This window comes from Bradyrhizobium sp. NAS96.2 (assembly GCF_001908235.1).
Lineage (GTDB): Bacteria > Pseudomonadota > Alphaproteobacteria > Rhizobiales > Xanthobacteraceae > Bradyrhizobium.
In genome coordinates, this window is sequence record NZ_LGHK01000033.1 from 1 (window position 1) to 26,301 (window position 26,301).

Below are 26,301 nucleotides of genomic sequence, written 5' to 3' on the forward strand. Positions count from 1 at the left end.
ACGTCAGCGCCTGCTGCATCTGCTCCGGCCGCCCGTGCACCCGCATCACGCCCGACGACCACGACAACCGCGCGCACACCGGCCTCTGCGCCGAGGCCGGCGGCGGTTGCGGCCGGGCCCGACGAAGACGAAGGTCCGCGCATGGTGCGCCGCCCCGGCGGCGCCGTGCGCCCCGTCGCGGCTCCGAAGACCACCCACAAGCCCGGTCCGCAGAAAGAGCGCGGCCGCCTCACCCTGACCACTGCGCTCAACGCCGACGACGTCCGCGAGCGTTCGATCGCCTCGTTCCGCCGCCGCACTCAGCGCCTGAAGGGGCATGCGTCGAACGAGCCCAAGGAAAAGCTGATCCGCGAAGTCACCATCCCGGAAGCGATCACGATCCAGGAACTGGCGAACCGCATGTCGGAACGCGCGGTCGACGTCATCCGCATGCTGATGAAGCAGGGCGCGATGCACAAGATCACCGACGTGATCGATGCCGACACCGCGCAGCTGATCGCCGAAGAGCTCGGCCACAGCGTCAAGCGCGTCGCCGCGTCGGACGTGGAAGAAGGCCTGTTCGACGTCGTCGACAATTCCACCGATACCGAGCCGCGGTCGCCTGTCGTCACCGTCATGGGTCACGTCGACCACGGCAAGACCTCGCTGCTCGACGCGCTGCGCCACGCCAACGTGGTGTCGGGCGAAGCCGGCGGCATTACCCAGCATATCGGCGCCTATCAGGTGACCTCGCCGGAGACCGGCACCAAGATCACCTTCATCGACACGCCCGGCCACGCCGCGTTCACCGCGATGCGCGCCCGCGGCGCCAAGGTCACCGACATCGTCGTGCTGGTGGTCGCGGCCGATGACGGCGTGATGCCGCAGACGATCGAGGCGATCAACCACGCCAAGGCAGCCAAGGTGCCGATGATCGTGGCGATCAACAAGATCGACAAGCCCGATGCGCGGCCGGAGCGCGTGCGCACCGAATTGCTGCAGTACGAGGTGCAGGTCGAATCGCTTGGCGGCGACGTCGTCGACGTCGAGGTCTCGGCGAAGAACAAGACCAATCTCGACAAGCTGCTCGAGATGATCGCGCTGCAGGCCGAAATCCTCGACCTGAAGACCAATTCGGAGCGTCCGGCGGAAGGCACCGTGATCGAAGCCAAGCTCGATCGCGGCCGCGGTCCGGTCGCGACCGTGCTAGTGCAGCGCGGCACGCTGCGCGTCGGCGACATCATCGTGGCCGGCGCCGAAATGGGCCGCGTCCGCGCCTTGATCTCGGACCAGGGCGAGAATCTCGAAGAGGCCGGCCCGTCCGTGCCGGTCGAGGTGCTCGGCTTCAACGGCCCGCCGGAAGCCGGCGACCGCCTCGCCGTCGTCGAGAACGAAGCCCGCGCCCGCCAGGTCACGAGCTACCGCGCGCACCAGAAGCGCGAGAACGCGGCTGCCTCGATCTCGGGTATGCGCGGCTCGCTCGAGCAGATGATGTCGCAGCTCAAGACCGCGGGCCGCAAGGAGTTCCCGCTGATCGTCAAGGCCGACGTGCAGGGCTCGCTGGAAGCGATCCTGGGCTCGCTCGAGAAGCTGGGCACCGACGAAGTCGCCGCCCGCATCCTGCATGCCGGCGTCGGCGGCATCTCGGAGTCCGACGTCACGCTGGCGGAAGGCTTCAACGCCGCGATCATCGGCTTCTCGGTCCGCGCCAACAAGGAAGCGGCCGCCGCGGCCAAGCGCAACGGCATCGAGATCCGCTACTACAACATCATCTACGACCTCGTGGATGACATCAAAAAGGCGATGTCCGGCCTGCTCGCGCCCACGCTGCGCGAAACCATGCTGGGCAACGCGCAGATCCTGGAAGTGTTCAACATTTCCAAGGTCGGCAAGGTCGCGGGTTGCCGCGTCACCGACGGCACCGTGGAACGCGGCGCCAATGTGCGTCTGATCCGCGACAACGTCGTGGTGCACGAAGGCAAGCTGTCGACCCTGAAGCGCTTCAAGGATGAAGTGAAGGAAGTGCAGTCCGGCCAGGAATGCGGCATGGCATTCGAGAACTACGGCGACATGCGTGTCGGCGACGTGATCGAATGTTACCGCATCGAGACGATCCAGCGCTCTCTGTAAGTCCAAATCTTACGAAGCTCAGCGTTGGGTCCATTTAACTGAAATGCGACGAGGTGGCCGGACGTTTGGTCCGGCCACCCGCGCATTGCCCGATTGAAAGCAAAGTCAGGACATTGATGCCCGCGGCCGAGGGCCTGCGGGCGCGACGGTTTTGGAAGAAGGTCATGCCCCGTCAAAAGAAGAGTTCCAGCCCGGGCGGCTCGCAACGTCAGCTGCGCGTCGGCGAAACCGTTCGCCATGCGGTTGCCGAGATTCTGTCACAGGGTGAAGTCCACGATCCCGATCTCGAAGGCCACATCATCACCGTGCCCGAGGTGCGTATGTCGCCGGACCTGAAGCTCGCGACGATCTACGTGATGCCGCTCGGCGGCCGCGACACCGACACGGTGATCACAGCGCTCGAGCGCAACAAGAAGTTCCTTCGCGGCGAGATCGCGCATCGCGTCAACCTGAAATTTGCCCCCGACATTCGCTTCCGCGTCGACGAGCGGTTCGACGAGGCGGAGCGCATCGAGAAACTACTGCGGACACCTGCGGTGCAGCGCGACCTTGCACCCGATTCGGACGAAGAGTGATGACTGTGATGACGACCAACAGCGTGATGGACGCGAAGGATACCGACGCGCGCGACGCTGAGCGGGATGCTTTTGCCGGGCAGCGCAGCGACGATGCGCGCCGCACCAACAACGACCCGCGCCAGAAGCAGGGCAGGCAGAACCAGCAGCCGCGCCGCGACAAGCGCGATGTCCATGGCTGGGTGGTGCTCGACAAGCCGATCGGCATGACCTCGACGCAGGCGGTCGCCGTGCTCAAGCGCCTGTTCCAGGCCAAGCGCGCCGGCCATGCCGGCACCCTCGATCCGCTCGCCTCCGGCGGGCTGCCGATCGCGCTGGGCGAGGCCACCAAGACGGTGCCGTTCGTGATGGACGGCCGCAAGCGTTACCGCTTCACGGTGTGCTGGGGCGAGGAGCGCGACACCGACGACACCGAGGGGCGGCCGGTCCGGACCAGCGAGAACCGGCCGACCGCCGATTCGATCCGCGAGCTGCTGCCGCGCTTCACCGGGGTGATCGAGCAGATCCCGCCGCAATATTCGGCCATCAAGGTGCAGGGCGAGCGGGCCTATGATCTGGCGCGCGACGGCGAGACCGTGGAACTGAAGCCCCGCCCGGTCGAGATTCACGAATTAACCCTTGTGGAACATGGAGATAACGGACAATCCGTGTTCGAGGCCGAGTGCGGCAAGGGAACCTATGTCCGGGCCTTGGCCCGCGATATGGGCCGGATTCTGGGCTGTTTCGGCCATATCTGCGCCCTGCGGCGGACCCTGGTCGGTCCGTTTACGGAAGCGGACATGATTCCGCTGGAACAGTTGGAGGCTTTATGCAATAGAGCCGCGTCTGGCGAGGGCAGCCTCGCCGACGCGCTTTTGCCCGTTGAGACCGCGCTGGACGACATCCCGGCACTGGCCGTCACACGGGCTGATGCGGCAAGGCTCCACAGGGGCCAGGCCGTTTTGTTGCGCGGACGGGATGCGCCCAATACTAGCGGCACAGTCTATGTCACGGTGGCAGGCCGGCTTCTCGCGCTTGCTGAAATTGGCAATGGCGAACTCATCCCCAAGCGCGTGTTCAACCTGAACGGACTGACTGCCGGTCCGGCTCGCAACAATGAAAGTAACTGACGATGTCGATTACCGCGCAACGCAAAGCGGAAGTCATCAAGACGAATGCCACCAAAGCCGGCGACACCGGCTCGCCCGAGGTCCAGGTCGCGATCCTGTCGGAACGCATCAATAACCTCACCGAGCACTTCAAGAGCCATGTGAAGGACAACCATTCACGCCGCGGCCTCCTGAAGCTCGTGTCGACGCGTCGCTCCCTGCTTGACTACATCAAGCGCAAGGACGAGGCGCGCTATAAGGCGCTGCTCGAAAAGCACAACATCCGTCGTTGATTTGAGAAGCACGCGCGCGAAGGTTCGCGCGCGTTTTCGCATGATCGTCCGTGAACCCGGGCTTTCGAATTGTCGAAAGATGATCATGCGCAGCATGGCAGTCGCGCCATGCCAACTAGCGTCCAGCAGCAATCCGGCCGCTGGACCGGGCAAGATGCCCAGATGACCGAAAGGATGGACGCCATCCGAAATCCAGGGACCATGGCAGGATCGCCGGATGCTGACCGCAGCAGCGCGTCAGTGTCTCGCCGTCTTGGCATGGTCTTTGTGTTTCAGGGCTCCGTGCTTTCGTGAAACCATGAAAGAAACCGAAATGTTCAATTCGCATTCCGTCGAGATCGACTGGGGTGGACGTCCCCTCAAACTAGAAACCGGCAAGATCGCCCGCCAGGCCGACGGCGCCGTGATGGCGACCTACGGCGAGACCGTGGTGCTTGCCACCGTCGTCGCGGCGAAGGCGCCGCGCGAAGGCGTCGACTTCCTGCCACTGACGGTCGACTACCAGGAGAAGACCTACGCCGCGGGCCGCATTCCCGGCGGCTATTTCAAGCGCGAAGGCCGTCCGACCGAGAAGGAGACGCTGGTCTCCCGCCTGATCGACCGTCCGATCCGTCCGCTGTTCGTCGATGGCTGGCGCAACGAGACCCAGGTGATCGTCACCGTTCTCTCGCACGACATGGAGAACGATCCGGACATCGTGTCGCTGGTCGCCGCCTCCGCCGCGCTGACGCTGTCGGGCGCCCCGTTCAAGGGCCCGATCGGCGCCGCCCGCGTCGGCTTCGCCAATGACGAATTCATCCTCAACCCGACGCTGGACGAGATGACCGAGACCCAGCTCGACCTCGTCGTCGCCGGCACCGCCGACGCCGTGCTGATGGTCGAGTCGGAAGCCAAGGAGCTCAACGAAGACGTGATGCTCGGCGCGGTCATGTTCGGCCACCGCCACTTCCAGCCCGTGATCAACGCGATCATCGAGCTGGCCGAGAAGGCTGCCAAGGAGCCGCGCGAAGTCACCACGATCGACAATTCGGAGATCGAGAAGGAAATGCTTGGCATTGCCGAGCAGGAGCTGCGCAAGGCCTACGCGATCCCGGTCAAGCAGGAACGCTATGCCGCGGTCGGCGCCGTCAAGGAGAAGGTGCTCGCGCACTTCTTCCCGGAAGGCCAGGAGCCGAGATACGACAAGCTCCGCGTCGCCGCCGTGTTCAAGGAACTGGAAGCCAAGATCGTTCGCTGGAACATCCTCGACACCGGCAAGCGCATCGACGGCCGCGACGTCAAGACCGTGCGCAACATCATCGCTGAAGCCGGCGTGCTGCCGCGCGCTCACGGATCGGCGCTGTTCACCCGCGGTGAGACCCAGGCGATGGTCGTGACCACGCTCGGGACCGGCGAGGACGAGCAGTACATCGACGCGCTGTCGGGGACGTACAAGGAAACGTTCCTGCTGCACTACAACTTCCCGCCCTACTCGGTCGGTGAAACCGGTCGCCTCGGCGGCACCAAGCGCCGCGAGATCGGCCACGGCAAGCTCGCCTGGCGCGCGATCCACCCGGTGCTGCCGCCGCATCACGAGTTCCCGTATACGATCCGCGTGGTCTCCGAGATCACCGAGTCGAACGGCTCGTCCTCGATGGCTTCGGTTTGCGGCGCCTCGCTGTCGCTGATGGACGCCGGCGTGCCGCTGAAGCGGCCGACGGCCGGCATCGCCATGGGCCTGATCCTCGAGGGTCAGCGCTTCGCGGTGCTGTCGGACATCCTCGGCGACGAGGATCATCTCGGCGACATGGACTTCAAGGTCGCCGGCACCGACCAGGGCATCACCTCGCTCCAGATGGACATCAAGATCGAGGGCATCACCGAGGAGATCATGAAGGTTGCGCTTGGCCAGGCCAAGGAAGGGCGCATCCACATCCTCGGCGAGATGGCCAAGGCCCTCACCGCGGCGCGCGCCGAGCTCGGCGAATACGCTCCGCGCATCGAGACCTTCAAGATCGCCACCGACAAGATCCGTGAAGTGATCGGCACCGGCGGCAAGGTGATCCGTGAGATCGTCGAGAAGACCGGCGCCAAGGTCAACATCGAGGACGACGGCACCGTGAAGGTCGCCTCCAATGACGGCGAGGCGATGAAGGCTGCGATCAAGTGGATCAAGTCGATCGCCTCAGATCCGGAGGTCGGCCAGATCTACGAGGGCACCGTCGTCAAGGTGATGGAGTTCGGCGCGTTCGTGAACTTCTTCGGCGCCAAGGACGGCCTCGTCCACATCAGCCAGCTCGCGGCCAACCGCGTGCAGAAGACCTCCGACGTCGTCAAGGAAGGCGACAAGGTCAAGGTCAAGCTGCTCGGCTTCGACGATCGCGGCAAGACCCGCCTGTCGATGAAGGCGGTCGATCAGGAGACCGGCGAGGACCTCGAGGCCAAGCAGAAGAGCGACGCTCCGGCGCCGCGCGAAGCCGCCGGCGAGTAAGCCAAGGCAAATCGATTGTTGCGAAAAGGGCGGCCCTGTGGCCGCCCTTTTTAGTTTGTCGCAGGAGCCGCAAATCAATCTCCGCTTATCGGAGTGCGCGGTTTTGACCCGATATTGTGACCGGCTCTGTTGGAACCCGTTCACAACTTGCGCCTAACATCAGGAGGCTGTCCCAGCATGGAGAATGACGATGTCCTTGATGTCCCGACGCCATTTGATCATCGCAGCAAGCGGCATCGCCGCAGCCGCCGCCTCGTCGCGCGCAGCATTCGCCCAGGCCACGGCGCAAGCCCCAGCCGGACCGTTCAAGATCGATCCGCTGACCTATCCCGCCAATGCGCTCGAGCCGCATATCGATGCCAGGACGATGGAGATCCATCACGACCGGCATCACCAGGCCTATGTCACCAACCTCAACACCTTCGCCAAGGACAATCCGCAGATCGCGGAGAAGCCGGTCACCGACGTGCTCGCCAATCTCGGCAGCGTGCCGGAAGCGATCCGCACCGGCGTGCGCAACAACATGGGCGGCCACGCCAACCACACGATGTTCTGGCAGATCATGGGACCGAACGGCGGCAAGCCCGATGGCGAGGTGCTCGCCGCTGTTGACCGCGACCTCGGCGGCATGGAGAAATTCCAGACCGACTTCAATGCCGCCGGCGGACGCGTGTTCGGCTCCGGCTGGGTGTTCGTCACCGTGACCAAGGACGGCAAGCTCGCGATCGAAACGCGGCCGAACCAGGACAATCCGATCATGGACGGCAAGCGTGCGCTGCTCGGCAACGATGTCTGGGAGCACGCCTATTACCTGACATACCAGAACCGCCGGCCCGATTACCTCAAGGCGTGGTGGAACACGGTGAACTGGAAGGCCGTGGCCGAGCGCTATGCGGCCGCAAAGGCCGGCACGCTCGGCGTGTGAGCCGCGGGCTCGCCGCTCGCCAGGAACTGCGTTACGTTCGAACGCCCTGCGATCGCTCCGCGGGGCTTTCACCCTTACGTCCACAGCGTCGCGCCACCGGTGTCGAGCGCCATGGGGATCGCCGATGAGGCTGCCGACCATCCGCCCTGGCCGCCCCGACGACCATGACGTGATCGCGCGCGTCTGGATGGAGAGCTGGGTTTCGACCGGGCTCTCGCAAGCAAGCGAGAGCTTGTTGAACGATCTGCGCGCACGCCTGCCGCGCGAGATCGCCGGCGGCTGGAGCCTGTTCGTCGCCGACGATCACGGCACCATCGCCGCCATGCTGGCGCTGCATCTGCCGACCTTGCTGCTCGACCAGCTGATGGTCGCGCCAAGCCATCAGGGCCGAAGCCTCGGACGCCATCTGCTCGCCTTCACGCGCCGGCAAATGCCTGACGAGATCTGGCTGAAATGCGTCCGCGAGAATGACAAGGCCTGGCGCTGGTACGAGCGCGAAGGATTTGTGTTCGAGAAAGAATCCCTCAGTCCGGTGACCGGCTTCACGATGAAGCACTACCGGTGGAAGAGAGCGAACCACACGTCGGAGGTTAACTCATGATCAAGCTGTACTGGTCGCCGCGCTCGCGCTCGTTCTCCGCCATCTGGCTGCTGGAGGAATCCGGCCTGCCTTATGAGCGGGTGCTGACCGATATCAGCACGGGCGCGCAGAAGTCGCCGGAGTTCCTCAAGATCAACCCGATGGGCAAGGTGCCGGCGTTGGCCGACGGCGATGCACAGCTCGCCGAGGCGGCGGCGATCTGCGCCTATATCGCCGACCGCTATCCCGAGACGAAGCTCGCGCCGGCCACGACTGACCCGAAGCGCGCACGCTATCTGCAATGGCTGTTCTTCTCGCCGAGTTGCATCGAGCCGGCGCTGATCCAGCTCTTCACCAAGCTCGAAGTGCCGACCAGCACCGCGGCGTGGGGCAGCGCGGCGCAGGTGTTCGACGTGCTCGATGCCGAGCTGCAGAAGGGACCGTGGATCCTTGGCGAGCAATTCTCCGCCGCTGACATCACGATCGGCGCGGGACTGAACTTTGCGGTGCGCATCTTCAAGATGGTGCCGCCGCGGCCGTCATTCGAGGCCTATATCGACCGCTGCGTTGCACGGCCCGCGTTCCAGCGCGCAGAGAAGATCGCGGCGGGGTGAGCTTCGAGTCTCTGTCGTCGCGTAGCCCGGACGGAGCGCAGCGTAATCCGGGACAGCTTCTCCGCGGAGACAAACCCGGATTTCGCTTCGCTTCATCCGGGCTACGAGGTGGTGAATTCCGGCTGGCCTAACCCGGCACGACGCGCGGATCGACGTCCTGCGTGTAGTCAACGCCGTCGATGCCGAAGCCGAACAGGCGCAGGAACTGGCTCTTGTACTCGCCGAGATCCGCCAGCTCGCCGAGCGTCTCGGTGGTGAGTAGCGGCCAGCGCCGCGACACTTCGGTCTGCACTTCGGGCGAAAGCTCCCAATCGTCGACCCGGATGCGCTGCGCGTCGTCGAGCGCGACGTCCTTGCCGAGCCGGGTGCGGAACAGGCGATCGATCTGTTCGATGCAGCCCTCATGCAGCCCGAGCTGCTTCATGACTTTGAACAGCACCGTGCCATAGAGCGGCACGACCGGAATGGCCGAGCTCGCCTGGGTGACGACGGCCTTCAGCGCCACGACGCGCGCCGCGTCCGCACCGAGCCGGCCCCGGATCGCTTCCGCCTTGGCATCGAGATCGACCTTGGCGCGACCGAGCGTGCCGTTCCAGTAGATCGGCCAGGTCAGTTCGCTGCCGATATAGGTGTAGTTGAGCGTCCGGAAGCCCGGCGCCAGCACGCCGGCATCGGCGAGCTGGTCGATCCAGCGCTTCCAGTCGTCGCCGCCCATCACAGCGACGGTCGCCGCGGTTTGGTCTTCGTTCGCAGGCTCGAGCGTGGTCTGGAACACCTCGCCGGTCTCGGTGTCGAGCGTCTTGATCTCGACCGGGGCGCCGAGCGGCTTGATCACCGAGCGATAGGTCTTGCCGGTGTCGGGATCGGTGCGGACCGGCGCGGCCATGCTGTAGACCAGCAAATCGAGCTGTCCGAATTTCTCGCGCACCCGCTCGATGAAGTCTTTCTTCAGCTCGTCGGAGAAGGCGTCGCCTTCGAGCGTGAGCGGAGATCGCCCGATCCTCTCGGCCTCGATCTCGAAGGCGCGGTTGTTGTACCAGCCGGCGCTGGCGCTTCTCTTTTCCGACGGCTCGCGCTCCAGCGACACGCCGATCGTATCGGCGCCGCCGGCGAAGGTCGCAACAATGCGGCTCGCGAGGCCGTAGCCCGTCGAGCAGCCCAGCACGGCGACGCGCTTGGGACAGTCGGCAACCGGACCCTGCTTCAGAACGTAGGCGATCTGCTCGCGGACATTGGTGGCGCAGCCGACGGGATGTGCCGTCGTGCAGATGAAGCCTCGCACGCGCGGTTCAATAATCATTCCCACCCCATTCCGGATCGTTGCAATATTCCCATGCGCTGCTGCGGTCCTCCCTCAGCAAGCGGGGAGAGGCGAAATCACGCGTCAAGCCGCCTGAACACCAGCGTCGCGTTGGTGCCGCCGAAGCCGAACGAGTTCGACAGCACGGTCGTCAGCTTGGCGTTGTCGATCCGCTTGCGCACGATCGGCATATCCGCGAACACCGGGTCGAGCTCGGTGATATGCGCGCTCTCGCAGACGAAGCCGTTGTTCAGCATCAAGAGCGAGTAGATCGCTTCCTGCACGCCGGTCGCGCCGAGCGAGTGGCCGGTCAGCGCCTTGGTCGCCGAAATCGGCGGGCACTTGTCGCCGGTGCCGAACACCTTGCGGATCGCCTCGATCTCCGGCGGATCGCCGGCCGGCGTCGAGGTGGCGTGCGGATTGATGTAGTCGACCGGCGTGTTCACCGTCGATATCGCCATGCGCATGCAGCGCTCGGCGCCCTCGCCGGACGGCGCCACCATGTCGTATCCGTCAGAGGTCGCGCCGTAGCCGACGACCTCGGCGTAGATTCGCGCGCCGCGCGCCTTGGCATGCTCGAGCTCTTCGAGCACCACGACACCGGCGCCGCCGGCGATCACGAAACCGTCGCGGCTGATGTCGTAAGGACGCGAGGCGGTGGCCGGCGTGTCGTTGTATTTCGAGGACATCGCGCCCATCGCGTCGAACAGCACCGACAGCGTCCAGTCGAGTTCCTCGCAACCGCCGGCGAAGATGATGTCCTGCTTGCCGATCTGGATCGTCTCGTAGGCATTGCCGATGCAATGGTTCGACGTCGCGCAGGCCGAGGAGATCGAGTAGTTCACGCCCTTGATCTTGAACCAGGTCGCGAGCGTCGCCGATGCCGTCGACGACATGCCCTTCGGCACCGCGAACGGACCGACGCGCTTCGGGCCCTTGGCGCGCGCGATGTCGGCGGCTTCCACCAGCGTGCGCGTCGACGGTCCGCCGGATCCCATGATGATGCCGGTGCGGATGTTGGAGACTTCCTTCTCCTCGAGCCCGGAGTCGCGGATCGCCTGCTCCATGGCGACGTGATTCCAGGCAGCACCTTCGGCAAGGAACCGCATCGCGCGGCGATCGATCACCTCGGCGGGATTGAGTGTCGGCGCACCGTGCACCTGCGAGCGAAAGCCAAGCTCGGCGGCTTTCTCCGCACGTGAAATGCCCGACTTCGCCTCGTAGAGGCTCGCAAGCACTTCCTGGGTGTTGTTACCGATGGACGAGACAATACCCATCCCCGTGATGACAACCCGCCTCATGTTCGCCTCGCCCTGCCTTTATGTTGCCGCATGATGATCCTGCTCAAGATGGCGCCGTGCCCTGCTTGAACAATCCGACCTTCAAGTCCTTGGCGCGATAAATAATCTCGTCGTCCATGGAAAGCCACCCGTCGGCAATTCCAAGCACGAGCTTTGACCGCATCACGCGCTTGATATCGATGTTGTACACAACCTTGCGCGCGTGCGGCAGCACCTGTCCGGAGAACTTCAGCTCGCCGAGGCCAAGCGCACGGCCACGACCTTCGCCACCGATCCAGCCAAGGTAAAAGCCGACCATTTGCCACATGGCATCGAGACCGAGACAGCCCGGCATCACCGGATCGTTCTTGAAATGGCAGCCGAAGAACCAAAGGTCCGGTTTCACCTCGAGCTCGGCGCGTACCAGCCCCTTGCCGTACTCGCCGCCGTTTTCCGAGATATCGCTGATGCGATCGAACATGAGCATCGGCGGCAGCGGCAACTGGGCGTTGCCGGGACCAAACAGCTCGCCCCGTCCGCAAGCCAGCAAATCCTCGTATTCGTAACCGCCGCGCCGATCCAGCATCCTCTTTCCACCTCTGATGTCCCGATGAAGCGCTTTTGCTTGGTCGGACCTTAATCTACCCACGGGAACCGGAATAACCCGTCCCGCATCTTGGCGCTACCTGGGTACGCTACCGGCCTGTTATCTCTGCCGAAAGCGCATATGTGGTCCGCGCGCTCTCTAACATAGGGTTAACTGGCCAGCAAAGCGGCATTCCGATGATAAATGACCGCTTTGCCTTAGGTTTCTACCGCAGCTTGGATTCGTTCTAGTTGCGAAAAACTTGCATCTGATAGGCATCCTTTTTATATTTATGAGGAATATTGCCTGAGTTGGGTGCATAGAGTGGATATGAACGAGGAAGTACCGGCTGTGAATGATGATGCCGTGCACCCGGCTGCCCGGGGCGCTGGGCACCACCCTGCCCTGACCGGCTGCCCGTGGCATGACGTCAACGAGATGCTGCAGTCTGCCGGCCTCCGGCCGACCCGTCAGCGCATGGCGCTGGGTTGGCTGCTGTTCGGCAAGGGTGCCCGCCACCTGACCGCTGAAATGCTGTACGAGGAAGCCACGTTGGCCAAGGTTCCGGTGTCGCTGGCGACCGTCTACAACACGCTCAACCAGCTGACGGACGCCGGCCTGCTGCGCCAGGTCAGCGTTGACGGCACCAAGACCTATTTTGACACCAACGTGTCGACCCATCATCACTTCTACCTCGAGCACAATCACGAGCTGGTCGATATTCCCGACCCGAACCTCGTGCTGTCGAAGATGCCCGACGTGCCGGAAGGCTACGAGATTTCCCGCGTCGACATGGTCGTGCGGCTGCGCAAGAAGCGCTGACTTGTCGTCCCGGCGAAAGCCGGGACGACAACAAATCTTGGTTGCTGCTAAAGGCGTCTCCTACCGCGCGCCAATGATAAATCACGCGGTATGGGTCCCGGCCTGCGCCGGGACGACAACAAATCTCAGTCCACCTTCTCGTCGGCATAGACGCCCCACAGGCGCTGCTGCTCGATCCAGCCGTCGAACCCGTTGCCGGTGACCCGGCACCAGCTGTTGGCGCATTTCTTGACCTGCGCGACGACGCCGGCCTGCAGGCGCGCCGCGATCGCGCTGGTGGCGTCGGGACGATCGTACAGCGAGGCCAGATCGTCCTTGTTCTTCATGGTGACGACCGCCGTGCGGCGGCCGGACAGCAGGGAATGATAGACCCAGCCTTCGGCGCCTTCGGAATCGCGCACCCGGCGCCAGTTCTCGAACTCGGCGGTGATTTCGACCGGCAGCCCGGAGCGCGTGTAGACCCAGGCGACGTCATTGTCCTTGGTTGGGCCGGCCCGGACGTTCACATGATCGGATTTCAGGCTGACGTAACGCGGAATCGGCAGGCCGCTGGTGGTGGGGCTCAAATCCTTGGCGGAATGTCCGGGGCTGACCGACGCACTCAGCATGCTCCCGACCAGAGCCACCAATGAACCGAAACGCCAGACCATCAACTCGTCTCCTGCCGGGATGCTCAACCGCATTCGGCGAGCTGCAACCCAAACCCAAACCCAAATCCAAACCCACGCCTAAAGTCTCAGGCCCCTGCGACCGCGCCGTCCGCTCCCGCACCGCACGTCCGAGGGGTTCTTGTCTTGGCCCGGCCTTCTGCTAGAGAGGACGGAACGCCTGAGAGCCAGAACACCCGAATTTCCCCTGACGAAAGCCGGGGCAAGTATCGGGGAACCCTAGGAAACGCGAAGGAAACGCCGGGACAGCGCGGCTATCAGCAGTGTCGAACAACCGGGTTAATGAGGCCTCAACGGCTCGGTTTTTGGCGAGCCGCGCACCTCATGAAAGCAGGACATGTCGGTGAAGAAAAAGCCTCTCGTCGTCGTCACTCGCAAGCTGCCGGACTCGATCGAGACCCGGATGCGCGAGCTGTTCGATGCCAGACTGAATCTCGACGACACGCCGATGACGCCGGAACAGATCGCCGAGGCGGCACGGACCGCCGACGTGCTGGTGCCGACCGTGACCGACATGATCCGCGAGGACGTGATCAACCAGCCCGACTGCAAGCTGAAGATGATCGCCAATTTCGGCAACGGCGTCGACAATATCGACGTCGCCGCGGCCCATGCCCGCGGCATCACGGTGACCAACACGCCGAAGGTGCTGACCGAGGACACCGCCGACATGACCATGGCGCTGATCCTCGCGGTGCCGCGCCGGCTGATCGAAGGCGCCTCGATCCTGACCGAAGGCAAGCAGCACTGGGCCGGCTGGTCGCCGACCTGGATGCTCGGCCACCGCATCGGCGGCAAGCGGCTCGGCATCGTCGGCATGGGCCGGATCGGCCAGGCCGTGGCGCGCCGTGCCCGCGCCTTCGGCCTGCAGATCCACTATCACAACCGCCGCCCGGTGGCGCCCATGATCGCCGAGGAGCTCGGGGCGACCTATTGGGAAAGCCTCGATCAGATGCTGGCGCGGATGGACATCATCTCGGTGAACTGCCCGCACACGCCGGCGACCTATCATTTGCTCTCGGCGCGGCGGCTCAAGCTGATCCGGAAAGAGGCCTATGTCGTCAACACCTCGCGCGGCGAGGTGATCGACGAGGACACGCTGATCAAGCTGATCGAGGCCGGAGAGATCGGCGGCGCAGCGCTCGACGTCTATGAGCACGAGCCCGCAGTCAACCCGAAGCTGGTGCGGCTCGCCAGGGCCGGCAAGGTGACGCTGCTGCCCCACATGGGCTCGGCCACCATCGAAGGCCGCGTCGAGATGGGCGAGAAGGTGATCATCAACATCCGAACCTTCCTCGACGCCCACAAGCCGCCGGATCGCGTGCTGCCAAGCATGCTGTGAGGTCGTACAGTGCTCCTTCACCCTCCCCTGGAGGGGTCGAGACAAGCGAAGCTCGCTCTTGGGTCGACGCGAATGAAATGAGCGGCGGGGTGGGGTGAAAGTCTCTCCACGTAGAGACTGCCCGTGTTGAGAGATCACCCCACCCCGTCTCACATTACGCTGCGCTCCATGTGAGCCGACCCTCCCCCTCCAGGGGAGGGTGCGACGGCACAGCCAAAATATTGAAAACAACCCCATGCAAAGGTGCCGGTGCGGCCGACCCACATTCGGTGTCGTCCCTGCGAAAGCAAGGGACCCAACCACCGATGTTCATGGTTGTATCGAGTTGGGGCCCCAGCCTTCGCAATTGTGAGTGCTGTGGTTGGGTCCCGGCTTTCGCCGGGACGACGATGTGGAGGCAGCTCGACCTTATTTCTTCCGCCGCGCCTGCTTGCGCCAGTCGGTGACGAACGACACGAACGCGGCGAGTGCCGGCGGCGGCTGGCGGCGGCTGGGATAATAGAGGAACGGGCCGTCGAACGGCGGACACCAGTCATCGAGCACGCTGACGAGCGCGCCGGATTTGACGCCGTAGCGGACGTAGCCCTCGAAGGTCGCCCAATAGCCGACACCGTCATGGACCGCGCGCAGCGCGAGGCCGAGATGGGTCGCGGTCAGCTTGGCCGGCGGCGAGATCTTCACCACGCGGCCGTTCCCAATCGAACATCACGCCGTTGCTGAAGCGGCTGCGGATGCAGGCATGCGCCAGCAGATCCTTCGGATGCAGCGGCCGGCCATGCTTCGCGACATAGTCGCTCGACGCCACGACCGCGTATCGCTGCGGCGCGCCGAGCGGGACCGCGACCATGTCCTGCGCCAAATGCTCGCCGTAACGCACGCCGGCGTCAAAACCCTGCGCGACGATGTCGACGAACGCGCTCTCGGCCACGAGGTCGAGGTCAACTTTCGGATATCTGGCGAGGAACGGCGCGATCATCGGCGCCAGCACGAGATCGACCGCGGGCGGCGGCGCGTTGATGCGCAGCCGCCCGGACGGCTCGGCGCGCAGGCCGCGCACCTCGGTGATCGCATCGGCGACATTGACCATTGCCGGCGCGACGCGGGCGAGCAGCAGCTCGCCGGCCTCGGTCAGCGATACGCTTCGGGTGGTGCGGTTCATCAGGCGCACGCCGAGCCGCTCCTCCATGTCGCGCAGCCGCTGGCTGAGGCTTGAGACGGAGACGCGTTGCTCGAGCGCGGCGCGCCGGAAGTTGCGCGTGCGCGCCACCGCCGCGAAGGCGTCGAGGTCGCGAAGGTCGAAATCCTGCATTGTTCGATATAGTGAACAACCCATTCTGGATTGTCCAGCTTATCCCGAAACACGGGCCGGCCCATATATCGGCCTCGCGATCTTGGCGGCGTGATCGCACGCCGCAACACGCAGGGAACACCACCATGGATACACGTAAACTCGGTTCCACCGGCCCCACGGTTTCGCAGATCGGCCTCGGCTGCATGGGGATGTCTGATTTCTACGGCCCGAGCGATCGCAACGAGAGCATCGCCACCATCCACGCCGCGCTCGATGCCGGCATCACGCTGCTCGACACCGGCGATTTCTACGGCATGGGCCATAACGAGATGCTGATCGGCGAGGCGTTGAAGAGCCGCAGCCGCGACAATCTGCAGATTAGCGTCAAGTTCGGCGCGCTGCGCGATCGCAACTACGGTTTCCTCGGCTATGACAGCCGTCCGGTCGCGGTGAAGAATTTCGTCGCCTATTCGCTACAGCGGCTCGGCGTCGATCACATCGACATCTACCGCCCGGCGCGGCTCGATCCCAACGTGCCGATCGAGGACACGGTCGGCGCGATGGCCGACATGATCAAGGCCGGCTGGATCAGGCATATCGGGCTATCAGAGGTCGGCTCCGATACCATCCGCCGCGCCCACAAGGTGCATCCGATCGCCGATTTGCAGATCGAATATTCGCTGATCTCGCGCGGCATCGAGACCGACATCTTGAACACCTGCCGCGAGCTCGGCATCGGCATGACCGCCTATGGCGTGTTGGCGCGCGGGCTGATCAGCGGGCACTGGTCGAAGATCCACGCGGAGGCGAAGGATTTTCGCCTGCTGAGCCCGCGCTTCCAGGCCGACAATATCGACACCAACCTCGCACTTGCGGATCGGCTGCGCTGCATCGCCGGCGAGATCGGCGCCTCGCCGGCACAGGTCGCGATCGCCTGGGTCGCGGCGCAGGGCAACGACATCGTGCCGCTGGTCGGCGCGCGGCGGCGCGAACGGCTGACCGAAGCGCTCGGCGCGCGCGATGTGAAGCTGACCGAGGCGCATCTTGCCGCGCTCGCGGAAGCATTTCCGCCCGGCGCCGCCGCCGGCGGACGCTACCCGGAGGAGCACCTCCGGCACATGGACAGCGAGAAGCGCGCGTCCTAGAGCAAGACGTTTGAATCGAAGCGTTTCGACTATGCACTTGCTTCACCTCTCCCCGTCGGGGAGAGGTCGATTTGCAAAGCAAATCGGGTGAGGGGCCGCAGCTCTAGTGAGGGACCGTAATCCCTCACCCGGCGCTGCGCGCCGACCTCTCCCAAGGGAGAGGTGAACCCCCGCTGTCGATCCAGTTCAACCTCATCTCTCACGCCCCAATCTCACAGATGCCCGCTCAGATCGGTGATCACGGCAGCATCGCCGTTGAGCGGGTTCTGCGGATCGCGCGCGTAACGCAGGGTTTCGAATCGCATCGCGCGCGCATCCACCATCAGGAGACGGCCCACCAGGCCCTCGCCGAAACCGACGATCTCGCGGATCGCTTCCAGCGCCATCATCGATCCCATGAGTCCGGCCAGCGCGCCCATCACGCCGGCCTCGGCGCAGGCCGGCACGGTGCCCGGCGGCGGCGCCTCCGGGAACAAGCAGCGATAGGTCGGGTTGAAGACGCCTTCGGCATTCTTCTCGTGGGCGCGGATCGTGGTCAGCGAGCCGTCGAACTGGCCCAGCGCCGCCGTGATCAGCGGCCGCTTCGCGAGGAAGCACGCGTCGGCGACGAGATAGCGGGTCTCGAAATTGTCGGAGCCGTCGAGCACGAGATCGTAATTTCCGATCAGCGCCATCGCATTGTCGGCGGTGAGCCGCATCGGATGCGCCTCGAACGTCACATGCGGATTGAGCGCGTGGATCTGCGCCGCCGCGCTGTCGACCTTGCGCTTGCCGATGTCGGACGTCGTATGGATGATCTGGCGCTGCAAATTGGAGAGCGAGACGATATCGTCATCGATCACGCCGAGCCGGCCGACACCGGCGGCGGCCAGATACATCAGCACCGGCGCGCCGAGGCCGCCGGCGCCGATCACCAGCACCGACGCCTGCTTCAGCGCATTCTGGCCGGGACCGCCCACCTCGCGCAGCACGATGTGGCGGGCATAGCGTTCAAGTTCGTCGGCACTCAGCATCTTGATGTCCTGCGCGCTGTTCCCTGAACCGGAGCGCGGTTGTTGCCGACCAAGCAGATGTGCTTAATTGCGTCGACGTCAATGGTTTCAGTCATTTCCCCGGATTTGTCATGAGATTGATGCTTTCGGCAACATTGATGGTCGCGGCCGTGACGGTTGGAGGCATGGGCGCTGCGCATGCCCAGTTGACGCCGCCATCGACGGCCGGGGCCAAGCCGAAGACCGTGACGACGGTGCCGATCCGACCCGCGCTGCAGAAGCCGGAGGATACCGCGAGCGCGATGGCGCAGGCCGAGCGGCTGGCGCTGCAATCCGACCTCGCCTGGGTCGGCGAATATAACGGCGCCATTACCGGCGACGCCAGCGAGCGCATGGTCAATGCGATCAAGGAATTCCAGAAGAATCGCGGCGGCAAGCCGACCGGCGTGCTGAATCCGCAGGAGCGCGGCGTGCTCGCCGACACCGCACGGCGCAAGCAGGAGAGCGTCGGCTGGCGGATCGTCACCGAGCCCGCCACCGGGGCGCGGCTCGGCATTCCGACAAAACTGGTGCCGCAGCTCACCAGCGACGCCTCCGGCGCCAAATGGACCTCGCCGACCGGCACCGTTCAGGTGCTGCTGACCCGGCGCAAGGAAGCCAGCCCGACCACCGCAAAGCTCGCCGAGCAGGAAAAGAAGGAGCCGGCCGGCCGCACCATCGACTACACCGTGGTGAAGCCGGATTTCTTCGTGCTGTCGGGCATGCAGGGGCTGAAGAAGTTCTATCTGCGCGGCACCTTGAAGGGCGACGAGGTCCGCATCCTCACCATCCTGTACGACCAGGCGATGCAAACCACGGTCGAGCCGGTGGTGATCGCGATGTCGAGCGCTTTCAACGCATTTCCATCAGGCGTGCAGGCCGGTCCGCCGCCGCGCAAGACCGTCGAATATGCCACCGGCGTCGTGGTCAGCGACGATGGCGCAGTTATCACCGACCGGATAGCGACCGATGACTGCATCGCGCTGACGATCCCGGGCTATGGCAATGCCGACCGGGTCGCCGCCGATAAGGACCACGATCTCGCATTGCTGCGCATCTACGGCGCGCGCGGGCTGAAGCCGCTCAGCATCGCCGGCCAGGCGACGCAGACCGCGCTCGACATCACCGGCATCGCCGATCCGCAGAGCCAGGGCGGCGGTGCGGCCGCGAGCAGCGTCAAGGCTTCTGTGGCACAGCTCGGCGGCAGCGATCAGGCGCTGTCGCCGCCGCCCGCGCTCGGGTTCTCCGGCGCCGCGGCGCTCGACGGCGGCGGCAAGTTTGCCGGCATCGCATTGCTGAAGCCCGTCATCGTTGCAGGCCCCGCAAACGCGGCACCACCGGCGCAGGCCACGCTGGTGCCGGCCGACACGGTGCGCAATTTCCTGAAGGCGCATGGCGTCGATGCGGCGAGCGAATCCGCTGACGCCAAATCCGCCGTGGTCCGCGTGATCTGCGTCCGGAAGTAACTCGCCAGAGCAGCCCGGGCTCTGCCCACTCGTCGTCCCGGCGCAGGCCGGGACCCATACGCCGCAGCAGACGTTGTAGGCGGGACTCGTCGTTCCAGCAGCGCGCAACAATGACGGGCTGTGGTTATGGGTCCCGGCCTTCGCCGGGACGACGTTGAGGATGGTGCTCGGTTCAACCTGCCAAACAGCGTAGTCGACGTCACCTCAACGCGAACCGCACCCCTGCGCGGGCGAGACCGCCCGCAATGCCGACCGGCGTGCCGTCGGCGCGCCAGCAGGCCGCGCCCGACATAGTGCCATCGGCGTGGAACTGGATCGCGTTCATGCCGCCGGCGACCGTCGGCACCACCTGCACCTTGTGGCCTTTTGCTGATAGCGCGGCGCGGATGGTCTCCGGCACCGCCTGCTCGACCTCCAGCGCATTGCCCTCGGTCCAGACCCGCGGCGCTTCGACCGCTTCCTGCAGGTCCATGCCGTGATCGATCAAATTGATCAGCGCCTGCATCGCGCTGGGGAAAATGCGCTTTCCTCCGGGCAGGCCGAGTGCGTAGACCAGTCTGCCGTCGCGCAGCGCCATCATCGGCGACATCGAGGTGGTGACGCGCTTGCCCGCCGCCAGCGACAGCGCGTGCCCCGGTCGCGGATCGAACAGGTTCATGTAGTTGTTCGGCACGGTGCCGAGGCCCGGGATCAGGATCTTGGCGCCGAACAGATTGTTGATGGTCTGGGTGGTCGCGACCACATTGCCCATCGCATCCGCCGCGGTCATGTGCGTGGTGTGCGCGCTTTCGAGCTGGGTGACGCCGGCGCCCCACGCCTGCGCGCGGTCGGGGTCGATCGCGCGGCGGCGTTCCTCGGCATAGGCCTTCGAGGTCAGCTGCTCCACCGGCACGTTGACATAGGCTGGATCGCCGCTCGCAGCTTCACGATCGGCAAAGGCGATCTTCAACACCTCGGCAAGGTAATGGATCGTCTCGGCCGTGCCGAAGCCGAGGCGCGCGATGTCATAGCCTTCGAGGATGTTGAGCATCTCTGTGATGTGCACGCCTGAGGCCGCCGGCGGCGGGGGCCCGAGGATTTCCCAGCCGCGATAGTCACAGCGGATCGGCTGCCGCTCGACGGTCTTGTAGGTCGCAAGGTCTTCCTGCGCGATGAAGCCGCCGTTCTTTTTCATGTAGTCGACCAGGACGTCGCCGAGCGGTCCCTGGTACAGTGCGTTGTCGCCGTGGTCGGCGATGTATTTCAGCGTCTCGGCATATTCCGCCTGCACCACGCGCTCGCCCGGCTTCAGCGGCGTGCCGCCCGGCAGATAGATCGCCGAGATCGGCTTGTCCTTCAGCATCTCCTCGGCACCGTCGGTGATGCATTCGTGCAGGTAAGGCGTCGCCGCATAGCCGCGCGCGGCATGCTTGATCGCGGGCTGCATCACGTCGGCAAGGCTCATGGTACCGAAGCGGCGCAAGGTTTCGCACCACGCCTTCAGGGAGCCCGGCACCGCGACCGCCTTCGGCCCGTTCAGATTCTCGTTGCCGACGGTGTCGAACACATCGTGCGCCGAACCGGGCTTCGAGGTGTAGGTATCCGGCTTCACCGCCTGCGGCACCGTGCTCTGGCCGTCGATGAAGCGATGGCTGCCGTCGGCGAGGCGAATATGCGCCATGCCGCCGCCGATGATGCCGACCATCATCGGCTCGACCACGGTCAGCGTGAACAGAGTGGCGATTGCCGCATCGATCGCATTGCCGCCGGCAGCTAACATCTCGGCGCCCGCAGCAGAGGCCAGCGGATGATTGCTCACCACCATGCCGCGGCTGCTGGTCGCCGGCTGCTTCTCGCACTGAAAGCTTGTCGCGGCGCGATCGCGCCAGTTGCCGTTCATCGCCATTGTGTTCTCGTTTTCTAGGGAGCGATGGGCGCCATGTTGTTCGGCCTCGCAGGCGCGGTCAAGCCGCCGCGAACTTCCTCATGGCGGCATTCGCAAATGCGATGTCAGCGCCGATCACGCAGCCAGGTCTCGCGCGTGACTTTCCACTTCTCCGCCCGGGTTTCGCCATTGTGGTGCGGAAGCTCGACGAAGCCGACAAATTCGGCGCCGGTCTTCTGCTTGACCCGGCGCGAGGCGACGTTGGATTGCGCGTTGCAGACATGGAAGTGATCGAGGCCGAGCGTCAGGAAGGCGAAGTCGTTCACCGCCGCGATCGCCTCGGTCATGAGGCCGCAATTCCAATAGGGCTCGGCGAGCCAGAACCCGCGATTGCCCTTGCGGCCATCGGCGCGCGGCCGGAAATTGATGTTGCCGATCGCCTCGCCATCGCCGGCGCGCAGCACCAGCACCCATTGATAGCTCTCCTCGCCGGCCGCGATCTTGTCCAGCTCCCGCTTGATGAAGCTTTCCGCGCCGTCTTCGGGATACGGCCACGGCACCACCGTGGCGAGAGTCCTGATCACGTTCCAATTGTTGAAGTGACGCTGGATCGCTGGGGCATCCGAGGGCGCAAGCGGCCGCAGGATCAGGCGTTGCGTCTCGATGCGCGGCGTCTCGAACATGTCACTTCTGGCACTTCGGGCACCAGAACGTCGAACGGCCGTTCTGGGTGAAGCGCCTGACGATGCCCTCGCAGCCCGACGTGCGGCATGTCTCGCCTTCGCGGTCATAGACCTGGAACGAATGCTGGAAATAGCCGAGATCGCCGTTGGTCAACCGATGATCGCTGATCGAGGAGCCGCCGGCCTTGATCGCCTGGTTGAGCACCGAATGGATCGCGTCGACCAGCCGCCTGGCGTGGTCGGTCGGCTCTGCCTTCTTGGTGGCGAGCGTCGCGGCCAATCGCCGCGGCGACAGATGCGAGCGAAACAGCGCCTCGCAGACATAGATGTTGCCAAGTCCCGCCACCACGCGCTGGTCGAGCAGCGCCGCCTTCAGGCTGGTCTTCTTGTTGTGGCAGGAGCGCGCCAGCATCGCGGCGTCGAACTCGTTGCCGAGCGGCTCGGGACCGAGCCCCTTCAGCAGCGGTTCATGCTCGATGGCGTTGCGGGCGATGATCTTCATGTAGCCGAAGCGCCTGGGATCGTTGAACACGACCGCCGCGCCCGACGACATGTGGAACACGACATGATCGTGCGCGCGATCGTCGCTGCGCGGATGGTGGAATTGTCCCGGCGTCGCCGCGCCATCGCCCTTGAGCACCCGGAACGAGCCCGACATGCCCAGATGCATCAGCAGCACGTCGCCTGAGTTCAGGTCCGCCATCAAATATTTGGCACGGCGGCCGAGCCCGGTGATGGTCTGGCCCTCGAGCCGGGCGATAAAGTCTTTTTGAAACGGAAACCGCAAATCCTTGCGGCGGGCCTCGGCCTTGAGGATTTTGGAGCCTTCCATGGCCGGTTGCAGGCCGCGGCGGACGGTCTCGACTTCGGGTAATTCCGGCATGGCAGGCATTCACCTTTTGGAAGTGACGTGATAGCGCCATTGCGGCCGCCGCGCTATGGTTTGGCTGGAGCGTTTTCGGGCGGAGCCTGTCCCGCACTTGATGCGGGATGACCACCGGTTCGCGTGAAGAAAACGCGACCAAAAAGGTAAGAGTTCTGAGTGATGGATCGGCCGGATCAAACCACCCATTTCGGCTTCAGGGACGTGCCCCTGGGCGAGAAGCAGACGCTGGTGAACGACGTGTTTCACAGCGTGGCACAGCGCTACGACTTGATGAACGATCTGATGTCGGGCGGCCTGCACCGGGCCTGGAAGGACGTCATGATCACGGCGCTCGACCCGCCGAAGGGCGACCGGCCGTTCGCACTGCTCGACGTCGCCGGCGGCACCGGCGACATCTCGTTCCGGGCCGCCAAGACCGCGGGCACCGGCTTCCACGCCACGGTCTGCGACATCAATACCGACATGCTGGCCGTCGGCCGCGAACGCGCCACCAAACAGCACCTCGATGACCGCGTCTCGTTCGTCGAGGGCAATGCCGAGGCCTTGGGCTTCGCCGACCGTTCGTTCGACGCCTACACCATCGCGTTCGGCATCCGCAACGTGCCGCAGATCGAGCTGGCGCTGCGCGAGGCCTATCGCGTGCTCAAGCCGGGCAGCCGCTTCCTGTGCCTGGAATTCTCCACCGTCGACGTGCCCGGCCTCGACCGGATCTACGACCTGTTCTCCTTCAAGGTGATCCCGCCGCTCGGCCGCGCCGTCACCGGCGACGCCGAGTCCTATCAGTATCTCGTCGAGTCGATCCGCAAATTCCCGCGGCCGAGCGCGTTCGCCGAGATGATCACCGCCGCCGGCTTTGCGCGCGTGAAGTGGCAGAGCCTCTCCGGCGGCATCGTGGCGCTGCATTCGGGCTGGCGTTTGTGATCTCTGCACTGTCCCACATCGCGCGCCTTGCCCGCGCCGGTTTCGTGTTTGCGCGCGAAGGCGTGTTCGGCGTCGTCGATCCCGCGCTGGTGCCGCCGCCCGGGCAGCTGGCGCTGAAGCTGGCGCGGCTGGTCGAGCGCCGCGACGGCAAGTCCGGTCCACGGCTGTCGCGCGCGCTGACCCGGCTCGGGCCGGCCTATCTCAAGCTCGGGCAATTCCTCGCGACGCGGCCCGATGTGGTCGGCGTTGCGATGGCGCTCGATCTCGAAAGCCTGCAGGACCGGCTGCCGCCATTCGCGCAGGAAGCGGCCGAAGCCGTCATCGCGCAATCGCTGGAACGGCCGCTGGCGCAGGCTTTCGTGCATCTCGGTCCTGCGGTTGCCGCGGCCTCGATCGCGCAGGTGCATCGCGCCGAGGTGGAGCACGACGGCGCGCGGCAGCAGGTGGCGGTCAAGGTGCTCCGGCCCAACGTCGCCGCGCGCTTCCGCCGCGACCTCAGCGACTTCTTCTTCGTCGCGCACAAGGCCGAGGCGCATTCGGCCGAAGCGCGGCGCCTGCGGCTGATCGAAGTCATCAACACGATGTCGCGCTCGGTCGCGATGGAGATGGACCTGCGGCTCGAAGCGGCTGCGCTGTCGGAGATGGCCGAGAACACCCGCGACGACCCGGATTTCCGCGTGCCCGCGGTGGATTGGGACCGCACCGCGCACAGCGTGCTGACGATGGAATGGATCGACGGCATCGCGCTGAACGATCACGCCCGCCTCGCCGAAGCCAAGGTCGACCTGCCCGATCTCGGCCGCAAGGTGATCCAGAGCTTCCTGCGCCATGCACTGCGCGACGGCTTCTTCCATGCCGACATGCATCCGGGCAATCTGTTCCTCGACGAGGCCGGCCGGCTGGTCGCCGTTGATTTCGGCATCATGGGACGGCTCGGGCTGAAGGAGCGGCGCTTCCTGGCCGAGATCCTGCTCGGCTTCATCACCCGCGACTATCGCCGCGTCGCCGAGGTGCATTTCGAGGCCGGCTATGTGCCGGGCCACCATTCGGTGGAGAATTTCGCGCAGGCGATCCGCGCCATCGGCGAGCCGATCCACAACCGCACCGCCGAGGAAATCTCGATGGCGAAGCTGTTGACGCTTCTGCTCGAGGTCACCGGCCTGTTCGACATGCAGACGCGGCCCGAACTGATCCTGCTGCAGAAGACCATGGTGGTGGTCGAGGGCGTCGCGCGCGGCTTCGACCCCAAGCTCGACATCTGGAAGATCGCCGACCCCGTGGTGCGCGAATGGATCACGCAGAATCTCGGGCCGGCCGGACGCATCCAGGGCGCGATCTCGGGTGCGGGCGAGCTCGGTCGCATCCTCGCCAATTTGCCGTCGATCGCCAACCGCGCCGTGACCGTGCTCGAGCAGCTGGAGACCATGACCCGGGAGGGCCACATGCTGTCGTCGGACTCGATCGACGAAATGGCCCGCGCCGAGGCCCGCAAGGCGCGGGTGCAGACCGTCGGCCTCTGGGTCATTGCCATCGCCTCCATCGCAATCTTCTTCGCCATCCGGGCCCATTGATTGCAATGCATGCACATTGTGATAGCATCGCTATCATTGTTTGAGCATGATGCCTGAGGGCACGCCATGGCCAGCCTGACCATCCGCAAACTCGACGACGCGCTGAAGAGCTATCTGCGGCTCCGCTCCGCCAAGAACGGGCGCTCGGTCGAGGAGGAGGTCCGGGTGATCCTCCGGGAGCTCGCAGACGGCGGTACGGAGCCCACGGAGGCGCCCGGCGCGGGTTCCGCGACAGTGCCAGCGCCCGCGCCACGGGCCGCCAGTGCGGCCGGCGAGCCCAGGGTGACCCTGATCATCGGCGGCGGCATTGCGGCCTACAAGGCGCTGGATCTGATCCGGCGGCTCAAGGAGCGGCGCATCCAGGTCCGCTGCGTGCTGACCAAGGCGGCCCAGCAATTCGTCACCCCGCTGGCCGCCAGCGCGCTGTCGCATGAGCGCGTCTACACCGATTTGTTCGACGCCGAGAGCGAATTCGACACCGGCCATATCCGCCTGGCGCGGGACTGCGACCTGATCGTGGTGGCGCCCGCGACCGCCGACCTGATGGCCAAGATGGCGCAGGGCCACGCCGACGACCTTGCCACCGCCACGCTGCTGGCGGCCAACCGGCCGATCCTGCTGGCGCCGGCGATGAACCCGCTGATGTGGAACAACCCGGCCACCCGCCGCAACGTGCTGCAGCTCCGCCGTGATGGCGTCCACACCGTCGGCCCCAACGCCGGCGAGATGGCCGAAGCCGGTGAAGCCGGCGTCGGGCGGATGGCCGAGCCAACCGAGATCGCCGCGGCCGC

At 65.1% G+C, this 26,301-nt stretch carries 23 protein-coding genes and 1 pseudogene; 15 read left to right on the forward strand and 9 right to left on the reverse strand.

What is annotated here, in order from left to right:
* The 8 genes from infB to AC628_RS09165 all read left to right on the forward strand — a co-directional run.
* Positions 1–2,109, forward strand: a 2,109-nt coding sequence (gene infB / locus AC628_RS09130; protein ID WP_074126547.1) for a translation initiation factor IF-2, incomplete at its 5' end; no start/stop codon positions are given.
* A 164-nt stretch (positions 2,110–2,273) separates the two neighbouring features.
* Positions 2,274–2,684, forward strand: a complete 411-nt coding sequence (rbfA, locus tag AC628_RS09135) for a 30S ribosome-binding factor RbfA (RefSeq protein ID WP_074126548.1) — start codon at positions 2,274–2,276, stop codon at positions 2,682–2,684.
* Complete coding sequence (truB, locus tag AC628_RS09140; protein WP_074126532.1) at positions 2,684–3,793, forward strand: tRNA pseudouridine(55) synthase TruB; 1,110 nt, start codon at positions 2,684–2,686, stop codon at positions 3,791–3,793. The genes rbfA and truB overlap by 1 nt, the downstream gene beginning before the upstream one ends.
* Before the next feature lie 2 nt (positions 3,794–3,795).
* Positions 3,796–4,065: a 30S ribosomal protein S15 gene (gene rpsO, locus AC628_RS09145; protein ID WP_066504937.1), complete on the forward strand. Its 270-nt coding sequence runs from the start codon at positions 3,796–3,798 to the stop codon at positions 4,063–4,065.
* A gap of 313 nt (positions 4,066–4,378) precedes the next feature.
* The gene (pnp, locus tag AC628_RS09150; RefSeq protein ID WP_074126549.1) at positions 4,379–6,535 is read left to right on the forward strand and encodes a polyribonucleotide nucleotidyltransferase; all 2,157 of its coding nucleotides are present in this window, start codon (positions 4,379–4,381) and stop codon (positions 6,533–6,535) included.
* A gap of 190 nt (positions 6,536–6,725) precedes the next feature.
* A complete protein-coding gene (locus tag AC628_RS09155) occupies positions 6,726–7,460 on the forward strand; it encodes a superoxide dismutase (protein WP_074126550.1) in 735 nt (244 codons plus the stop codon).
* A 124-nt stretch (positions 7,461–7,584) separates the two neighbouring features.
* The gene (locus AC628_RS09160; protein WP_074126533.1) at positions 7,585–8,061 is read left to right on the forward strand and encodes a GNAT family N-acetyltransferase; all 477 of its coding nucleotides are present in this window, start codon (positions 7,585–7,587) and stop codon (positions 8,059–8,061) included.
* Positions 8,058–8,654, forward strand: coding sequence for a glutathione S-transferase family protein (locus AC628_RS09165; RefSeq protein WP_074126534.1), 597 nt, complete (start codon positions 8,058–8,060; stop codon positions 8,652–8,654). Before AC628_RS09160 ends, AC628_RS09165 begins: the two co-directional genes overlap by 4 nt.
* A gap of 127 nt (positions 8,655–8,781) precedes the next feature.
* Here AC628_RS09165 and fabV read toward each other — a convergent pair whose 3' ends face one another.
* The 3 genes from fabV to fabA form a co-directional block, all read right to left on the reverse strand.
* Positions 8,782–9,954: an enoyl-ACP reductase FabV gene (fabV, locus tag AC628_RS09170; RefSeq protein ID WP_074126535.1), complete on the reverse strand. Its 1,173-nt coding sequence runs from the start codon at positions 9,952–9,954 to the stop codon at positions 8,782–8,784.
* A gap of 77 nt (positions 9,955–10,031) precedes the next feature.
* Entirely contained in the window at positions 10,032–11,255 is a 1,224-nt protein-coding gene (gene fabB, locus AC628_RS09175) for a beta-ketoacyl-ACP synthase I (RefSeq protein ID WP_074126536.1), read from the reverse strand.
* A gap of 43 nt (positions 11,256–11,298) precedes the next feature.
* Positions 11,299–11,820 carry a 3-hydroxyacyl-[acyl-carrier-protein] dehydratase FabA gene (fabA, locus tag AC628_RS09180; protein WP_074126537.1) on the reverse strand — a complete coding sequence of 174 codons (522 nt, stop codon included), beginning with the start codon at positions 11,818–11,820 and terminating at the stop codon, positions 11,299–11,301.
* A 330-nt stretch (positions 11,821–12,150) separates the two neighbouring features.
* Between fabA and irrA the strand changes: the two genes are divergently transcribed.
* Entirely contained in the window at positions 12,151–12,642 is a 492-nt protein-coding gene (irrA, locus tag AC628_RS09185; protein WP_026192029.1) for an iron response transcriptional regulator IrrA, read from the forward strand.
* 125 nt (positions 12,643–12,767) lie between these two features.
* Here the strand turns inward: irrA and AC628_RS09190 are convergent, their stop codons facing one another.
* Positions 12,768–13,292 (reverse strand): SH3 domain-containing protein, encoded by a 525-nt coding sequence (locus AC628_RS09190; protein ID WP_502689614.1) that lies wholly within the window; start codon positions 13,290–13,292, stop codon positions 12,768–12,770.
* A gap of 355 nt (positions 13,293–13,647) precedes the next feature.
* Between AC628_RS09190 and AC628_RS09195 the strand changes: the two genes are divergently transcribed.
* Positions 13,648–14,652 (forward strand): 2-hydroxyacid dehydrogenase, encoded by a 1,005-nt coding sequence (locus tag AC628_RS09195; protein ID WP_074126539.1) that lies wholly within the window; start codon positions 13,648–13,650, stop codon positions 14,650–14,652.
* Positions 14,653–15,060: 408 nt separating this feature from the next.
* Here AC628_RS09195 and AC628_RS09200 read toward each other — a convergent pair.
* A pseudogene (locus AC628_RS09200) lies at positions 15,061–15,961 on the reverse strand (LysR family transcriptional regulator).
* A gap of 125 nt (positions 15,962–16,086) precedes the next feature.
* Here AC628_RS09200 and AC628_RS09205 point away from each other — a divergent pair.
* On the forward strand, positions 16,087–17,088 hold the full coding sequence (locus AC628_RS09205; protein WP_074126540.1) for an aldo/keto reductase: 1,002 nt from the start codon (positions 16,087–16,089) through the stop codon (positions 17,086–17,088).
* Between the two features lie 212 nt (positions 17,089–17,300).
* Here AC628_RS09205 and AC628_RS09210 read toward each other — a convergent pair whose 3' ends face one another.
* Positions 17,301–18,101, reverse strand: coding sequence for a HesA/MoeB/ThiF family protein (locus tag AC628_RS09210; protein ID WP_074126541.1), 801 nt, complete (start codon positions 18,099–18,101; stop codon positions 17,301–17,303).
* A gap of 110 nt (positions 18,102–18,211) precedes the next feature.
* Between AC628_RS09210 and AC628_RS09215 the strand changes: the two genes are divergently transcribed.
* Positions 18,212–19,585, forward strand: a complete 1,374-nt coding sequence (locus tag AC628_RS09215) for a serine protease (protein WP_074126542.1) — start codon at positions 18,212–18,214, stop codon at positions 19,583–19,585.
* A 199-nt stretch (positions 19,586–19,784) separates the two neighbouring features.
* On the opposite strand, the gene ggt is transcribed toward AC628_RS09215, so the two are convergent.
* The 3 genes from ggt to mutM all read right to left on the reverse strand — a co-directional run bounded on the left by ggt (position 19,785) and on the right by mutM (position 23,015).
* The gene (ggt, locus tag AC628_RS09220; RefSeq protein ID WP_074126551.1) at positions 19,785–21,464 is read right to left on the reverse strand and encodes a gamma-glutamyltransferase; all 1,680 of its coding nucleotides are present in this window, start codon (positions 21,462–21,464) and stop codon (positions 19,785–19,787) included.
* Positions 21,465–21,574: 110 nt separating this feature from the next.
* The gene (locus AC628_RS09225) at positions 21,575–22,132 is read right to left on the reverse strand and encodes a GNAT family N-acetyltransferase (RefSeq protein ID WP_074126543.1); all 558 of its coding nucleotides are present in this window, start codon (positions 22,130–22,132) and stop codon (positions 21,575–21,577) included.
* A 1-nt stretch (position 22,133) separates the two neighbouring features.
* Positions 22,134–23,015 carry a bifunctional DNA-formamidopyrimidine glycosylase/DNA-(apurinic or apyrimidinic site) lyase gene (mutM, locus tag AC628_RS09230; RefSeq protein ID WP_074126544.1) on the reverse strand — a complete coding sequence of 294 codons (882 nt, stop codon included), beginning with the start codon at positions 23,013–23,015 and terminating at the stop codon, positions 22,134–22,136.
* A gap of 162 nt (positions 23,016–23,177) precedes the next feature.
* Between mutM and ubiE the strand changes: the two genes are divergently transcribed.
* From ubiE to AC628_RS09245, 3 genes are all read left to right on the forward strand, one after another.
* Positions 23,178–23,939, forward strand: a complete 762-nt coding sequence (gene ubiE / locus AC628_RS09235; protein WP_074126545.1) for a bifunctional demethylmenaquinone methyltransferase/2-methoxy-6-polyprenyl-1,4-benzoquinol methylase UbiE — start codon at positions 23,178–23,180, stop codon at positions 23,937–23,939.
* A complete protein-coding gene (ubiB, locus tag AC628_RS09240; RefSeq protein ID WP_074126546.1) occupies positions 23,936–25,510 on the forward strand; it encodes a 2-polyprenylphenol 6-hydroxylase in 1,575 nt (524 codons plus the stop codon). The genes ubiE and ubiB overlap by 4 nt, the downstream gene beginning before the upstream one ends.
* A 66-nt stretch (positions 25,511–25,576) precedes the next feature.
* Positions 25,577–26,301: flavoprotein (locus AC628_RS09245; RefSeq protein ID WP_283806546.1), on the forward strand; the 725-nt coding region annotated here is incomplete at its 3' end.

Coding starts and splice junctions, on each gene's coding strand:
- rbfA (WP_074126548.1), top strand. CDS start 2,274: ATGCCCCGTCAAAAGAAGAGTTCCAGCCCGGGCGGCTCGCAACGTCAG.
- truB (WP_074126532.1), top strand. CDS start 2,684: ATGACTGTGATGACGACCAACAGCGTGATGGACGCGAAGGATACCGAC.
- rpsO (WP_066504937.1), top strand. CDS start 3,796: ATGTCGATTACCGCGCAACGCAAAGCGGAAGTCATCAAGACGAATGCC.
- pnp (WP_074126549.1), top strand. CDS start 4,379: ATGTTCAATTCGCATTCCGTCGAGATCGACTGGGGTGGACGTCCCCTC.
- AC628_RS09155 (WP_074126550.1), top strand. CDS start 6,726: ATGTCCTTGATGTCCCGACGCCATTTGATCATCGCAGCAAGCGGCATC.
- AC628_RS09160 (WP_074126533.1), top strand. CDS start 7,585: ATGAGGCTGCCGACCATCCGCCCTGGCCGCCCCGACGACCATGACGTG.
- AC628_RS09165 (WP_074126534.1), top strand. CDS start 8,058: ATGATCAAGCTGTACTGGTCGCCGCGCTCGCGCTCGTTCTCCGCCATC.
- fabV (WP_074126535.1), bottom strand. CDS start 9,954: ATGATTATTGAACCGCGCGTGCGAGGCTTCATCTGCACGACGGCACAT.
- fabB (WP_074126536.1), bottom strand. CDS start 11,255: ATGAGGCGGGTTGTCATCACGGGGATGGGTATTGTCTCGTCCATCGGT.
- fabA (WP_074126537.1), bottom strand. CDS start 11,820: ATGCTGGATCGGCGCGGCGGTTACGAATACGAGGATTTGCTGGCTTGC.
- irrA (WP_026192029.1), top strand. CDS start 12,151: ATGAACGAGGAAGTACCGGCTGTGAATGATGATGCCGTGCACCCGGCT.
- AC628_RS09190 (WP_502689614.1), bottom strand. CDS start 13,292: ATGGTCTGGCGTTTCGGTTCATTGGTGGCTCTGGTCGGGAGCATGCTG.
- AC628_RS09195 (WP_074126539.1), top strand. CDS start 13,648: ATGTCGGTGAAGAAAAAGCCTCTCGTCGTCGTCACTCGCAAGCTGCCG.
- AC628_RS09205 (WP_074126540.1), top strand. CDS start 16,087: ATGGATACACGTAAACTCGGTTCCACCGGCCCCACGGTTTCGCAGATC.
- AC628_RS09210 (WP_074126541.1), bottom strand. CDS start 18,101: ATGCTGAGTGCCGACGAACTTGAACGCTATGCCCGCCACATCGTGCTG.
- AC628_RS09215 (WP_074126542.1), top strand. CDS start 18,212: ATGAGATTGATGCTTTCGGCAACATTGATGGTCGCGGCCGTGACGGTT.
- ggt (WP_074126551.1), bottom strand. CDS start 21,464: ATGAACGGCAACTGGCGCGATCGCGCCGCGACAAGCTTTCAGTGCGAG.
- AC628_RS09225 (WP_074126543.1), bottom strand. CDS start 22,132: ATGTTCGAGACGCCGCGCATCGAGACGCAACGCCTGATCCTGCGGCCG.
- mutM (WP_074126544.1), bottom strand. CDS start 23,015: ATGCCGGAATTACCCGAAGTCGAGACCGTCCGCCGCGGCCTGCAACCG.
- ubiE (WP_074126545.1), top strand. CDS start 23,178: ATGGATCGGCCGGATCAAACCACCCATTTCGGCTTCAGGGACGTGCCC.